Annotated in this window: 11 protein-coding genes; 8 read left to right on the top strand and 3 right to left on the bottom strand. The window is 63.1% G+C overall.

Annotated elements, in window-relative coordinates; all coding sequences use genetic code 11:
- Positions 1-9 precede the first annotated feature (9 nt).
- From metF to DLM46_RS15455, 8 genes are all read left to right on the top strand, one after another.
- Positions 10-840, top strand: coding sequence for a methylenetetrahydrofolate reductase [NAD(P)H] (gene metF, locus DLM46_RS15490; protein WP_115101627.1), 831 nt, complete (start codon positions 10-12; stop codon positions 838-840).
- A 208-nt stretch (positions 841-1,048) separates the two neighbouring features.
- On the top strand, positions 1,049-2,692 hold the full coding sequence (locus DLM46_RS15485; RefSeq protein WP_115101626.1) for an ABC transporter substrate-binding protein: 1,644 nt from the start codon (positions 1,049-1,051) through the stop codon (positions 2,690-2,692).
- Between the two features lie 194 nt (positions 2,693-2,886).
- Positions 2,887-4,515 (top strand): ABC transporter substrate-binding protein, encoded by a 1,629-nt coding sequence (locus DLM46_RS15480; protein ID WP_115101625.1) that lies wholly within the window; start codon positions 2,887-2,889, stop codon positions 4,513-4,515.
- A gap of 126 nt (positions 4,516-4,641) precedes the next feature.
- Positions 4,642-5,652, top strand: a complete 1,011-nt coding sequence (locus DLM46_RS15475) for an ABC transporter permease subunit (RefSeq protein ID WP_115101624.1) — start codon at positions 4,642-4,644, stop codon at positions 5,650-5,652.
- Between the two features lie 7 nt (positions 5,653-5,659).
- Complete coding sequence (locus tag DLM46_RS15470; protein WP_115101623.1) at positions 5,660-6,577, top strand: ABC transporter permease subunit; 918 nt, start codon at positions 5,660-5,662, stop codon at positions 6,575-6,577.
- A 1-nt stretch (position 6,578) separates the two neighbouring features.
- Positions 6,579-7,583 (top strand): ABC transporter ATP-binding protein, encoded by a 1,005-nt coding sequence (locus tag DLM46_RS15465; RefSeq protein ID WP_115101622.1) that lies wholly within the window; start codon positions 6,579-6,581, stop codon positions 7,581-7,583.
- Positions 7,580-8,599, top strand: coding sequence for a peptide ABC transporter ATP-binding protein (locus DLM46_RS15460; protein WP_115101621.1), 1,020 nt, complete (start codon positions 7,580-7,582; stop codon positions 8,597-8,599). The genes DLM46_RS15465 and DLM46_RS15460 overlap by 4 nt, the downstream gene beginning before the upstream one ends.
- Positions 8,592-9,743, top strand: a complete 1,152-nt coding sequence (locus DLM46_RS15455; RefSeq protein WP_115101620.1) for a TraB/GumN family protein — start codon at positions 8,592-8,594, stop codon at positions 9,741-9,743. Before DLM46_RS15460 ends, DLM46_RS15455 begins: the two co-directional genes overlap by 8 nt.
- A gap of 2 nt (positions 9,744-9,745) precedes the next feature.
- Here DLM46_RS15455 and DLM46_RS15450 read toward each other — a convergent pair whose 3' ends face one another.
- The 3 genes from DLM46_RS15450 to DLM46_RS15440 all read right to left on the bottom strand — a co-directional run bounded on the left by DLM46_RS15450 (position 9,746) and on the right by DLM46_RS15440 (position 13,551).
- Positions 9,746-11,575, bottom strand: coding sequence for a tetratricopeptide repeat protein (locus DLM46_RS15450; protein WP_115101619.1), 1,830 nt, complete (start codon positions 11,573-11,575; stop codon positions 9,746-9,748).
- A gap of 273 nt (positions 11,576-11,848) precedes the next feature.
- The gene (locus tag DLM46_RS15445; RefSeq protein ID WP_115101618.1) at positions 11,849-12,805 is read right to left on the bottom strand and encodes a DUF979 domain-containing protein; all 957 of its coding nucleotides are present in this window, start codon (positions 12,803-12,805) and stop codon (positions 11,849-11,851) included.
- Positions 12,802-13,551, bottom strand: coding sequence for a DUF969 domain-containing protein (locus DLM46_RS15440; protein WP_115101617.1), 750 nt, complete (start codon positions 13,549-13,551; stop codon positions 12,802-12,804). The genes DLM46_RS15445 and DLM46_RS15440 overlap by 4 nt, the downstream gene beginning before the upstream one ends.
- Between the last annotated feature and the right edge of the window lie 166 nt (positions 13,552-13,717).

The following is a 13,717-nucleotide window of genomic DNA, read 5'->3' as shown; positions in this document are numbered from 1 at the left end:
TACTGAATCATGAACCCGATCGAACTTTCATTCGAATTCTTCCCGCCGAAGACGCAGGAAGGCGTCGACAAGCTGCGCGCCACGCGTGCGCAGCTCGCGGCGCTCAAGCCCAAGTTCGTGTCCGTCACGTTCGGCGCGGGCGGCTCGACGCAACAGGGCACGCTCGATACCGTCGTCGAGATGGCGAAGGAGGGGTTCGAAGCCGCGCCCCACCTGTCGTGCATCGGCTCGTCGAAAGAGAGCCTGCGCGCGATTCTCAACGCGTACCGCGCGCATGGCATCCGCCATATCGTCGCGCTGCGCGGCGATCTGCCGTCCGGCATGGGCGCAGTCGGCGAATTGCGCTACGCGTCGGAACTGGTGAGCTTTATCCGCGCCGAGTTCGGCGACTGGTTCTGGATCGAGGTGGCCGGCTATCCGGAGTACCACCCGCAGTCGCGCTCGCCGCGCCAGGATCTGGAAAACTTCGCCCGCAAGGTGAAGGCCGGCGCCAACTCCGCGATCACGCAGTATTTCTTCAACGCGGACGCGTACTTCCGTTTCGTCGAAGATGCGAAGAAGCTCGGCGTCGACGTACCGATCGTGCCGGGCATCATGCCGATCACGAATTTCTCGCAGCTGATGCGTTTCTCGGAGATGTGCGGCGCGGAAGTGCCGCGCTGGATCGCACGCCGTCTGGAAAGCTTCGGCGACGATCGCGAGTCGATTCGCGCGTTCGGGCTGGATGTGGTGACCGACCTGTGCGGGCGTCTGATCGCAGCGAAGGTGCCGGGTCTGCATTTCTACACGCTGAACGGCGCGGCGGCGACCAAGGGGATCTGCGAACGGCTGGGCGTCTGATCCTGCCGGCACCGCTGACACGTAGTACGGAAACCGCACGGCTCATCAGGCCGCGCGGTTTTTTTTGGCCCGGCGAAAACCGTTGTTGCATTGCAGCGGCGGGGGCCCATGCGTATTTTGCTTGCGGCGTGTAAGCACGGATTGAACCCGATTTTTGTGCTGTCTATGATCAAAGCGCAGCTGACGTGGCTGCTGTGCGGAGAACGTTATGACAGTATCCAAGTTGCTGTTTGCGGTTCGCCATGCCTGCCTTCCCGCTTTGAGCGCCTGCGCGGTTCTGGCCGCCGGCCTTTCACCCGCCGCGGTTCAGGCGGCCACGCTGCCCGACAAAACCCTCGTGTTCTGCTCCGAGGGCAGCCCGGCGGGCTTCGACACCGCGCAATACACCACCAGCGTCGAATTCAGCGCCGGCTCGTACACGGTCTATAACCGGCTCGTGGAATTCGCACACGGCAGCACCGATATCGAACCGGGCCTCGCCGAGAAATGGGACGTGTCGCAAGATGGATTGCAATACACGTTCCATCTGCGCCACGGCGTGAAGTTTCAGACCACGTCGTTCTTCAAGCCGACGCGCGAATTCAATGCCGACGACGTCGTCTTTACCTATCAGCGGATGCTCGATCCGGAGCAGCCGTTCCGCAAGGCGTACCCGGTGCCGTTCCCGTATTTCAACGATCTCGGCCTCGCGAAGAATATTTCGAAAGTCGAGAAGCTCGATCCCTATACGGTGCGCTTCACCCTGAAGGAAGTCGATGCGCCGTTCCTGCAGCAGATTGCGATGCCGTTCGCGTCGATTTTGTCGGCTGAATACGGCGACCAGTTATTGAAAGCGGGTAAAGCGTCGGATATCAACCAATATCCGGTCGGCACCGGCCCGTTTATTTTCCGCAGCTATACCAAAGACGACACGATTCGCTTCGACGGTAATCCGGATTACTGGAAACCGGGCGTCGTCAGAGTCAGCAAACTGATATTCGCAATTACCGTCGATGCGGCGGTACGGCTGCAAAAGCTGAAACGCGGCGAATGCCAGGTCATGGCTTATCCGCGTCCGGCCGATATTCCCGCAGTCAAAACCGACGCGTCGCTGGCCATGCCGAGCCAGGTCGGTTTCAACCTGGGCTATATCGCCTACAACACCACGAAAAAGCCGCTCGACAATGTGATGGTGCGTCGCGCGCTCGATATGTCGATCAATAAGAAGGCGATTATCGACTCGGTGTATCAGGGCGCCGGCCAGGCGGCAACCAATCCCATGCCGCCGACGCAATGGGGTTACGACAAGAACCTGAAGGACGCCCCATACGACGTGGACAAAGCGAAGGCGCTGCTCAAGCAGGCGGGCTATCCGGACGGCTTCGATCTCACCTTGTGGGCGATGCCGGTGCAGCGCCCCTATAACCCGAACGCCCGGCTGATGGCCGAAATGCTGCAAGCCGACTGGGCGAAGATCGGCGTCAAGGTGAAGATCGCCACCTTCGAATGGGGCGAATATATTCGCCGCGGCCATTCCGGCGAGCATGAAGCGATGCTCATCGGCTGGACCGGCGATTACGGCGATCCGGACAACTGGTTAGGGGTGTTGCTCGGCTGCGATGCGGTGAACGGCAGCAACTTCTCCAAATGGTGCTACAAGCCCTACGACGATTTGATCAAAAAAGGCCGCAGCACCACGGATCTGCCGGAGCGCACCAAGGCGTATACCGAAGCTCAGGAACTCTTCAAGCAACAGGTCCCGTTCACGCCGATCGCCCATTCCACGGTCTATCAGCCGATCAGCAAGGACGTCACCGGCTTCAAGATCGACCCGTTCGGCCCGACCCAATTCATGAACGTCGGCCTGAAATGACCGTGAGCGGGCCGCTTTTTGCCGGCCCCGCCCTCGTGAGCCGCACGTTCCGGCCAGCGCCGGCGTGCGGCTTTTGTCTGCCCGAATGGTTTCCGATCGTCAACAGAGGGAATTTCCTCCGCTTGTTGGTGTGAGCCAAGCTCAAGTAATATCCCGCTACGCCGGTGGAAGCCGGCCCCGAACCTGGAGGAAACATGAAGCAAAACAATCTGTTGCGCGCCGCGCGTGTTACGACGCTCGTCGCAGCTGCAGCGGCATCGATGGTGGGTGCAAGCGTCGCGCGCGCCGAGATTCCGAATAAAACCCTGGTCTACTGCTCAGAAGGCAGTCCCGCGGGTTTCGATCCTGCCCAATACACCACGGGCACGGATTTCACAGCTAATACGTTCACCGTCTACAACCGCCTCGTGGAATTCGAGCGCGGCGGCACCAAAGTCGAGCCGGGCCTCGCCGAAAAGTGGGACGTGTCCCCGGACGGCAAGACTTACACGTTCCATCTGCGTCATGGCGTGAAGTTCCAGACCACGTCGTTCTTCAAGCCGACGCGCGAATTCAATGCGGACGACGTCGTGTTCACGTTCCAGCGCATGCTGGATACGAACCAGCCGTTCCGCAAGGCGTACCCGGTGCAGTTCCCGTACTTCACCGACATGGGCCTCGACAAGCTGATCACCAGCGTCGAAAAGGTCGATCCGTACACCGTCAAGTTCACGCTGAAGGAAGTCAACGCGCCGTTCATCCAGAATATGGCGATGGAATACGCGTCGATCCTGTCGGGCGAATACGGCGATCAACTGCTGAAGGCCGGCAAGGCGGCCGACATCAACCAGTTCCCGGTCGGCACGGGCCCGTTCATCTTCCGCAGCTATACGAAGGACGCGACGATCCGCTTCGACGGCAATCCGGATTACTGGAAGCCGAACACGGTGAAGATCTCGAAGCTGATCTTCTCGATCACGCCGGACGCCGGCGTGCGCGTGCAGAAGATCAAGCGCGACGAATGCCAGGTGATGAGCTATCCGCGTCCGGCCGACATCGCGCCGCTCAAGGCCGATGCGAACATCGAGATGCCGTCGCAGCCGGGCTTCAACCTCGGCTACCTCGCGTACAACGTGACGCACAAGCCGGTCGACAAGCTCGAAGTGCGTGAGGCGCTGGACATGGCGATCAACAAGAAGGCGATCGTCGAATCGGTGTATCAGGGTGCGGGCCAGGCTGCCACGAATCCGATGCCGCCGACTCAATGGTCGTATGACAAGAACCTGAAGAGCGCGTCTTTCGACACGGACAAGGCCAAGGCGCTGCTGGCGAAGGCCGGCTACCCGAACGGTTTCGACCTCACGCTGTGGGCGATGCCGGTGCAGCGCGCGTACAACCCGAACGCCCGCCTGATGGCGGAAATGATCCAGGCCGACTGGGCCAAGATCGGCGTGAAGGCGAAGATCGTCACGTACGAATGGGGCGAGTACATCAAGCGTGCGCATGCAGGCGAAGACGACACGATGCTGATCGGCTGGACCGGCGACAACGGCGATCCGGACAACTGGCTCGGCACGCTGCTCGGTTGCGAAGCGGTGAACGGCAACAACTTCTCGAAGTGGTGCTACAAGCCGTTCGACGATCTGATCCAGAAGGGCCGCGTCACGTCCGAACAGGGCGCGCGCACGACGGCGTATATGCAGGCTCAGCAGATCTTCGCGCAGCAACTGCCGTTCTCGGCGATCGCTCACTCGACTGTGTATCAGCCTGTCAGCAAGAAGGTCGTCGACATGCGTATCGAGCCGCTCGGCTACGCGCGCTTTGACGGTGTCAGCGTCAAGTAATTCGTCAAGCTCACGCAGTACGCTTTTCGCACGGTTAGAAAACTGGTCGAAATGGTCCGGCGGCCGGGGTCACGAGCCCTTGTCGCCGGTTGCGTTTTTTCTTCATCAAGACCATAGGGACAAACCATGTTCCGCTTCGTTTTGCGCCGCGTCGGCATGGTGATACCGACTTTCATCGGCATTACCATCCTCGCGTTTGCGCTGATTCACCTGATCCCGGGCGACCCCATCGAAGTGATGATGGGCGAGCGCGGCGTCGATCCGGCCATGCATGCGGCCGCGATGCACCGGCTGGGGCTCGATGAGCCGCTGCCGCTGCAATACATCCACTACGTCGGCCGCGCGCTGCACGGCGACCTCGGCACCTCGATCATCACCAACACCAGCGTGATGGGCGAATTCCTCGCACGCTTTCCCGCTACCGTCGAACTGTCGATGTGCGCAATGCTGTTCGCGCTGATCGTCGGCTTGCCGGCGGGCGTGTTCGCGGCACTCAGGCGCGGCACGGTGGTCGATCACGGCGTGATGGGCACGGCCTTGACCGGGTACTCGATGCCGATCTTCTGGTGGGGCTTGATCCTCATCATGATGTTCTCGGTGAAGCTCGGCTGGACGCCGGTGTCGGGCCGCATCGCGGTCGAATACGACATTCCGCACGTGACCGGCTTCATGCTGATCGACGCGCTGATGTCCACCGACGAAGGCGCGCTCAAATCCGCACTGAGCCATCTGATCCTGCCGGCCATCGTGCTCGGCACGATTCCGCTGGCGGTGGTCGCGCGGATGACGCGTTCGTCGATGCTCGAAGTGCTGCGCGAAGACTACATCCGCACCGCACGCGCGAAGGGGCTGTCGCCCGGGCGTGTGATCGTCGTGCATGCGTTGCGCAATGCGCTGATTCCGGTGGTGACCGTGATCGGCTTGCAGGTCGGCACGCTGCTTGCCGGCGCGGTGCTGACCGAGACGCTGTTTTCGTGGCCGGGTATCGGCAAGTGGCTGATCGATGCGATCGGCCGGCGCGATTATCCGGTGGTGCAGGGCGGTATCCTGATGATCGCCACCCTGGTGATCGTCGTGAACCTCGTCGTCGATCTGTTGTACGGCGTGCTGAATCCGCGCATTCGCCATACGAGGTGATCCGAACATGGCAGACATTCAAAATACCGTCCCCCAGGCCGTCACTCCTCCGAGTGGCCGCGCCATCGCCGCCCGCGAATTCTGGGCGAATTTCTCGCGTAACCGCGGCGCGGTCAGCGCCGGCATCGTCGTGCTGGTGCTGATCTTCATCGCGATCTTCGCGCCGTTGATCGCGCCGCATAGCCCGATCGAGCAGTATCGCGACTTCGTCAAGATTCCGCCCGCGTGGCTCGAAGGCGGCAACTGGAAGTTCATTCTCGGCACCGACGAAGCGGGCCGCGACATCCTCTCGCGTCTGATGTATGGCGCGCGGCTGTCGTTCTGGATCGGCTTCGTCTCGGTGGTGCTGGCGCTGATTCCGGGCATCGTGCTCGGCCTCATCGCCGCGTTCTTCGAGAAATGGGCCGACACGCCGATCATGCGCATCATGGACGTGCTGCTCGCGTTGCCGTCGCTGCTGCTCGCCGTCGCGGTGGTCGCGATCATCGGTCCGGGCCTCGTCAACACGATGCTGGCGATCGCGATCGTCGCGCTGCCGGGTTATGTGCGGTTGACGCGTGCGTCGGCGCAAGGCGAACTGCAGAAGGAATATGTGACGGCTTCGCGCGTCGCGGGCGCCGGCACGCTGCGGCTGATGTTCTCGCAAGTGCTGCCGAACTGCACCGCGCCGCTGATCGTGCAGGCCACCCTGGGCTTCTCGTCGGCGATTCTCGATGCCGCGGCGCTCGGCTTCCTCGGCCTCGGCGTGCAACCGCCGTCGGCGGAGTGGGGCGCGATGCTCGCTTCGGCGCGCGATTACATCGAAAGCGCCTGGTGGATCGTCACGATGCCGGGTCTATCCATCCTGATCTCGGTGCTCGCGATCAATCTGCTCGGCGACGGGCTGCGCGACGCACTCGATCCCAAACTGAAACGGATGGCCTGACATGGAACAACTATTGACCATCCGCAATCTGGCGGTGAACTTCAACGGACTGCCGGCGGTCGACCGGATCAACCTCGATGTCGCGCCGGGCGAAGTCGTCGGCGTGGTCGGCGAATCGGGCTCGGGCAAGAGCGTGACGATGATGGCGCTGATGGGCCTGATCGACGCGCCGGGCAAAGTCACCGCCGACGAAGTCACCTTCAACGGCAAAGACCTGTTGAAGGCGTCGGCGAAGGAACGCCGCAAGATCATCGGCAAAGACATCGCGATGGTGTTCCAGGACGCGCTCACCAGTCTGAATCCGAGCTACACGGTCGGCTATCAGATCAAGGAAGTGCTGAAGCTGCACGAAGGCTTGCGCGGCAGCGAGCTGGACAGGCGCGCGCTCGAATTGCTCGACCAGGTCGGCATTCCGGACGCGAAGAACCGTATCGGCGCGTTTCCGCATCAGATGTCGGGCGGGATGAACCAGCGCGTGATGATCGCGATGGCGATTGCCTGCAATCCGAAGCTGCTGATCGCCGACGAACCGACCACCGCGCTCGACGTGACCATCCAGGCGCAGATCATGGAGCTGCTGATCAAGCTGCAGAAGGAGCGCGGCATGGCGCTCGTGCTGATCTCGCACGATCTGGCGGTGGTGTCCGAAGTCGCGCAGCGCGTCGCGGTCATGTACGCTGGCGAAGTGATCGAAACCAACCGCGTGCCCGATATCTTCGCCGCGCCGCATCATCCGTACACGGAAGCGCTGCTGGCGGCGATTCCCGAGCACAATGTCGGCGCGGTGCGGCTCGCCGCACTGCCGGGCATGGTGCCGGGTCGCGACGACCGGCCGAAAGGCTGCCTCTTCGCGCCGCGCTGCAAGTATGTGGTCGACGACTGCATGAAGGCGCGGCCGGGACTCGCGCCGATGCAAGGTCACGCTGAAGTGGCGCGCGTGCGCTGCATCAAACCCCTGAACCTGAGCGGCGACGCCAACGTTCACACGCATGGAGGCGCACGATGAACGCAGTACTCGAAACGCGGCGCCAGTCGGACCATGCGGGCGATCACGTGCTGGTCGCCGACCAGCTCGCGCGTCACTACACGGTGAAGCGCGGCATGTTCGCCCAAGGCACGGTGAAGGCGCTCAACGGCGTGTCGTTCGCGCTCGATCGCGGCAAGACGCTCGCGGTGGTCGGCGAATCCGGTTGCGGCAAGTCGACGCTCGCGCGCCAACTGACGATGATCGAGGCGCCCACCGCGGGCCGCTTGCTGATCGACGGCGAAGACGTAGCTGGCGCCGATCACGCGAAGATCGCGGCGTTGCGGCGGCGCGTGCAGATGGTGTTCCAGAATCCGTTTGCCTCGCTGAATCCGCGTAAGACCGTCGAGCAGACGCTCGGCGAACCGCTCGCGATCAACACGCAATTGACTGCCAGCGAACGCGCCGAACGGATTGCGCAGATGATGCGCACCGTCGGCTTGCGTCCGGAACATGCCAAACGCTATCCGCATATGTTCTCCGGCGGCCAGCGGCAGCGTGTGGCGATCGCGCGCGCGATGATCCTCGATCCGCAGATCGTCGTCGCGGATGAACCGGTATCCGCGCTCGACGTGTCGATCCAGGCGCAGATCCTGAATCTGTTCATGGATCTGCAGGAGCAGTTCAAGACCAGCTACGTGTTCATCTCGCACAATCTGTCGGTGGTCGAGCATATCGCCGACGATGTGATGGTGATGTACTTCGGCGGCGTCGCGGAGCTCGGCGACAAGAAGCGGATTTTCTCGAAGCCGCGGCATCCGTATACGCGGGCGTTGATGTCGGCGACCCCTTCGATCTTCGAATCGGATCGCCGCATCAAGATCAAGCTGCAAGGCGAGCTGCCGTCGCCGCTGAATCCGCCGTCGGGCTGCACGTTCCACCAGCGCTGCCCGTATGCGATCGACCGGTGCCGCAGCGAAGAGCCGAAGCTGCGTGAAGTGGATGGCCGTCAGGTGTCGTGTCACCGCGCCGAGGAGGTGGGGGACGTGGATGCCTGATGGGGTGGCGGCGCGTCGTTTTACGCGCCGCTCGCGTGACGGCGGCAACGCCGCTTTCGCGCGGCGCTGGAGGGCGCGCGCACTGACCGGTGCCGCGCTCCTCGGCGTTTGTTCCGTCTTCCATTTGAGCGGTGGCGGGCCGATCATCGCGGCGCATGCCGCGGGGGCCTCCGCCAACGCGCCCGCTCCGGCAGGGCGGCCGGCATTGCCGGTGCCCAATCTGCCGGCGCCGACGCGCGCCACCTTGCCCGGCTCCAATCCGCCGCCCGCCGCGCCCGGCACCACGGCCAGCGGTCCGGTGCGTTTGCAGCCGGCGCGCATGCCGTTCTATGTCGCCACGCGCGGCACTACCACGATCTACCTGCTCGGCACGTTGCACGTCGGCGATCCCGCCGACTACCCGCCCAATCAGCCCTTTCGTCCGCCTATCCTGGGTGCGCTCGCCGCCTCGGGGACACTTGCGCTCGAACTGTCGCCCGACGAGCTGCTGGTCTCGCAAGACGACGTGTCGAAATACGGCGTATGCCGGCGCGACTGCCTGCCCGGTTTGTTGCCCGATCCTTTGTGGCGCAAGCTCGCGTTTCGCTTGCAAGGCAATCCTGCCGCGCTGGAGGAAATCAAGAAGATGCGGCCGTGGCTCGCGTCCTTGCTGGTCGAAACCTACGATTCGTTGAGCGCCGGCTTGCAGACCGAATACGGCACGGAGGCGCAATTGCAGAACGTCTACATCAGGACGCGCGGCAAGATCGTCGGACTCGAGACCTTGCCGCAGCAGATGCACGCGTTCACGGGGCTGACGCTGGCGCAGCAACGCGAAATGCTTGCCCAGGACCTGGTGCAGACGGCCGCGGAAAATGTCGACGACGTGCGGACTTTGCACAAACTGTGGAGGGTGGGCGATGCCGATGCGATCGCGGCATGGCAGGCGGCGAAGTCGGAAAAGCTGGCGCGCGACAAGCGGATATCCGATCAGATCGACAACAGGATCGTGTACGAGCGCAACCGGCGCTTCGTGTCGCGGATGCTGCTGATTGCCGCGCCGAACAAGCCGGTGTTCGTGGCGATCGGCGCGTTGCATCTGGGTGGACGTAAAGGCGTGCTGCAGGTTTTGCGGCAGCACGGGTTTGTGGTGGAGGCGGGGTGAAGCTACTGGTCGAGTAAGCTTTTAGCGACTTCTTCGACCACCGGCGCCCAATTCCCCAACTCTGTTTGCCGGAATAATTTCATGGTCGGATACCACGGCGAGTCGCTGCGGTTTTCGAGCCAGCGCCAGTCGGAGTTGGCGGGTAGCAGCACCCACACTGGCTTGCCCAGTGCGCCTGCCAGGTGCGCGACACTCGTGTCCACGGCAATCACCAGATCGAGATTCATGATGAGCGCGGCGGTATCGTCGAAGCTATTGAGCCCAGAGGTGAAATCGTGAGCACGGAAAGCGTCAGGCGCGCCGGCTAGCTGTGCGTGCGGCGGGCCTTTCTGCAGCGGATACCACGCGACATTCTTTACTTCGCTTAGCGCGGACAGGTCGGCCAGTGCGATTGACCGATAGCGGTCATTGCCAAACGTCGGACTGCCTGCCCACGCCAAACCCACTTTGCGCTTCGATCCGGCGCCGGCGACCAGCCGTTTGCGCCATGCGTTGACCTTCGCTTTGTCGGCGAACAGATAAGGGACTTCGACCGGAATCGTGGTCAGTTCCGTGCCGACGCACGACGGCACGCTCGTCATCGGTACCCAGAAATCGTACTCGCTGTCAGGTTTGCCACTGAACGCGCGGCGCACGCCCGGTACGCGTTCGGCCAGAGGCAGCAACGGCTCCCTCACGCAGGTGTCGACGGTTGCGCCTAGTCGATCGAGCACGCGTGCATAGCGCAGGAACTGGAACTGGTCGCCGAAACCCTGTTCGCCTACCAGCAGCACGCGGCGTGAGCCGAGCGGCTCGCCGCGCCATTCGGCAAGCTTCGGGATGGCGATCGCCGCGTAGTCGGTCGCGCGCCAACGCTTCGCATACTCCGTCCAACCTTGCTTGTAATCGCCACGCTTGAGCAGGTGCCAGGCGAGATTCTGGTGCGCATCCGAGTACTCGGGATCCAGTGCCAATGCTCGGCGATAGAAGCCTTCTTCTTCGTCGAGACGGCCTTGCGCGCCGAGCGATCCACCGAGGCACACCAGATTGGTCGGGTTCGGCCTGAGTGCGACTGCTTGCCGGTAGTGGGTTTCGGCGCCGGTATAGTCGCCGAGCTTGCCGATCAGGCTGCCCAGGTTGACGTGCGCCTCGGCGTACCTCGGGCGCAACAGCAGCGCTTGCTGGAAGCTGGCCATTGCAGCGTCGTGGTTGCCCTGCTCGTTGTGCGCATTGCCTGCGTTGAAGTGCGCCTCCGCCAACTGCGGATCGAGCGCTGGCACCTCCTGATAGCACGCCAGGGCCTCGTCGTAGCGGCCGAGCTTGCTCAACGCGGTGCCGAGGTTCAAATGCGCGTCGCTGAGCGACGGATTCGCCGCCAACGCCCGACGATATTGCTCGATCGCTGCATCGAGCGAACCTTGCGCTTGCAGCGCGACACCGAAGTTGTTGCGCGCGTCGGCGAAATCCGGCTGTAGTTGCAGCGCCTGGTCATAGCAGACCATTGCTTCGCGGGGATGGCCGAGGGCGGCAGCCACCAGGCCGCGATTGCTCCAGCAGGCGGCGTCCGTACGATCGAGTGTGAGTGCTTCGCTGATCAGCTCTGCGGCGAAGCCATGGTTGCCGCGCTGGTATTGCAGCACGCCGAAGTAGTGCAGTGCCTTCGCATGTGCGGGATCGAGCGCGAGGGCTTCGCGGTAGAAAGGCTCGGCGGCATCGAGCCGGCCGGCCTGGTGCGCTTCGAGTGCGGCGTCGAGCACGGAGGCGAGATAGGCGGAAGGCGGCGTACCGACGCCCGGCGTATCGACGCCCGGCGCGTCGGCGCGCGCGGTGTCGCGGTGGGAAGACTGTTCCATGGGAACCTGCTGGAGAGCGCCGGCGGCGCACGTTGTGCGCGCCGGCGCGTGTGGATGGGAAACCATCCGCCAGCTTATGTTTCCGCGCTCATCCTGACGATCGGATGCGTCCTAATTCGGCGGCGCTGGGTTGCCGCGGGCAGACGTGGGCAGAGGTTCTGCGCGGCATCCGCTTGCCGCGTTCTTGCGCGGCAAACACGGCAAACACGGCAAACACCGCCGAACCCGTCATCCATCGAAGGTCGCCGCGCACGCCCGGCAAAGGCCACAGTCCTACAGGAACATCAGGAAATTCAACAGGAAGATGTTCACAATCAGCAAGGTCAACGCGGTCGGCACCTGCACCTTGATCACCGCGTTCTTATCCGGCAGTTCCAGCAGCGCAGCGGGCACCATGTTGAAGTTGGCGGCCATCGGCGTCATCAGCGTGCCGCAGTAGCCGGAGAACATGCCGATCGCGACCATCACCGCCGGGTTGCCGTGAAACACGCCGACCAGAATCGGCACGCCGACCCCGCCCGTCATCACCGGGAACGCGGCGAAGCCGTTGCCCATCACCATCGTGAAGAGCGCCATGCCGATGCAGTACACGGCCACCGCGACAAACCGGTAGTCGAGGCTGATATAGGCCGTGGTCACGTGAGCGACCGCCTTGCCCACACCGGCGTCCGAGAACACGAGGCCGAGCATGCCGAGCATCTGCGGCAGCACCGCGGCCCACGAGAGCGCATCGACCAGCCGGCGCGCTTCCTTCGTCGACTGACCGACGGTGTCGCGCGTCAGCACGCAAGCAATCGCGAGCGCGATCACGCAGCCGATCCCGAAGCCGATCAGCGTCACGTTGGCTTTTTCGATCAGCGGCATGCCGCCAAAGATCAGATGGCTCGCGGACAACGTGATGATCACGGTGACGACCGGAATCGTCAGTGCGGGCACGAACAGCTTGTTGCCCAGACGCGCGGCGCTGGCCTTGCGGGCTTCGAGCGACAGCAGTTTCGGCTTGGCCGCTGTCACGCCGCCGAAGCCGGCAATCAGCGCCATCACGATCACCGCCGCGCCGACCACAGCGGGCGGCAGCTTGTCGCCGATCAGGAAGATCAGCGCGTAGAGCATCCAGAAACCGCCGGCGGTGAAGCGGCGCGGGTGCGCCTTGTCCGTGACGATCATGCCGCCGATCACGAGCAGCACGACGCCCAGCAGCCAGAACAGATAGGTAATCGAGAGCGTCATGCCTTGTCTCCTGCGGCAGGTTGCGTCGACGTAACAGCAGCGGTGCTCACGGACGCATTGCCGCGCAATTCGCGCTCGAGCTTGAGGTCGAGCAGATACAGGCGGAAACCGTGAATGACGAACGCGCAAACCGCGGTCGGAATGCCCCACACGGCCACGCGAATCGGCTCGACGACGATGCCTGCTTCTTTCAGGAAGGTCGTCATCAGCACGATCGCGCCGAAGGCGACGAAAATGTCCTCGCCGAAGAACAGGCCGACGTTGTCGGTCGCGGCGGAGAACGCGCGCAGCTTGAAGCGGATCGCATCGCTGATCTTGCCGAAGCGGGTTTCCGTCGCGCCTTCGGCCATCGGCGCGATCAGCGGACGCACCATCTGCGGATGGCCGCCGAGACCGGTCAGACCGACCGCGGCGGTCAGTTCGCGCACCAGCAGATAGACGATCAGCAAACGCCCCGCCGTGGCGGCCTTGATGCCGCCGATCCATGCTTGTGCGCGTTCACGCAGTCCATGCCGTTCGAGCAGACCGATCACGGCGAGCGGCAGCAGGATGATCAACGGGATATTGCGCGTCTTGATGAAGCCGGTACCGATTTCGGCAAGCATCTTTTCGGGCGGGAAGTGCGCGGCCAGACCTGTGACGATCGCGGCGAGCGCCACGATCAGCATCGGATTGAACCGTAATAAAAAGCCGGCGATGATGACGGCCACGCCAATGAGCGGCCATAGACTGACTGTTGACTGCATCTGGATCTCCAAACAGGGATTCACAACCTCGCCGCTGGTGGCGGCTAACGTGAGCCGGCGCCTGATGATCCACGCGCCGTCTTGCTGCCGCGGCTCTTGATGGCCGCGTTGCTTCGACTACACCTGCATCTGCTGAATTACCGCGGGTACCGCAACGACTCCCGCA

The organism is Paraburkholderia lacunae (genome assembly GCF_003353175.1).
GTDB classification, from domain to species: domain Bacteria; phylum Pseudomonadota; class Gammaproteobacteria; order Burkholderiales; family Burkholderiaceae; genus Paraburkholderia; species Paraburkholderia lacunae.
This window is presented reverse-complemented; position numbering and strand designations above follow the sequence as displayed.

What these genes read in the sequence shown, in the direction of transcription:
- metF (WP_115101627.1), top strand. Translation starts at nt 10, where the DNA reads ATGAACCCGATCGAACTTTCATTCGAATTCTTCCCGCCGAAGACGCAG.
- DLM46_RS15485 (WP_115101626.1), top strand. Translation starts at nt 1,049, where the DNA reads ATGACAGTATCCAAGTTGCTGTTTGCGGTTCGCCATGCCTGCCTTCCC.
- DLM46_RS15480 (WP_115101625.1), top strand. Translation starts at nt 2,887, where the DNA reads ATGAAGCAAAACAATCTGTTGCGCGCCGCGCGTGTTACGACGCTCGTC.
- DLM46_RS15475 (WP_115101624.1), top strand. Translation starts at nt 4,642, where the DNA reads ATGTTCCGCTTCGTTTTGCGCCGCGTCGGCATGGTGATACCGACTTTC.
- DLM46_RS15470 (WP_115101623.1), top strand. Translation starts at nt 5,660, where the DNA reads ATGGCAGACATTCAAAATACCGTCCCCCAGGCCGTCACTCCTCCGAGT.
- DLM46_RS15465 (WP_115101622.1), top strand. Translation starts at nt 6,579, where the DNA reads ATGGAACAACTATTGACCATCCGCAATCTGGCGGTGAACTTCAACGGA.
- DLM46_RS15460 (WP_115101621.1), top strand. Translation starts at nt 7,580, where the DNA reads ATGAACGCAGTACTCGAAACGCGGCGCCAGTCGGACCATGCGGGCGAT.
- DLM46_RS15455 (WP_115101620.1), top strand. Translation starts at nt 8,592, where the DNA reads ATGCCTGATGGGGTGGCGGCGCGTCGTTTTACGCGCCGCTCGCGTGAC.
- DLM46_RS15450 (WP_115101619.1), bottom strand. Translation starts at nt 11,575, where the DNA reads ATGGAACAGTCTTCCCACCGCGACACCGCGCGCGCCGACGCGCCGGGC.
- DLM46_RS15445 (WP_115101618.1), bottom strand. Translation starts at nt 12,805, where the DNA reads ATGACGCTCTCGATTACCTATCTGTTCTGGCTGCTGGGCGTCGTGCTG.
- DLM46_RS15440 (WP_115101617.1), bottom strand. Translation starts at nt 13,551, where the DNA reads ATGCAGTCAACAGTCAGTCTATGGCCGCTCATTGGCGTGGCCGTCATC.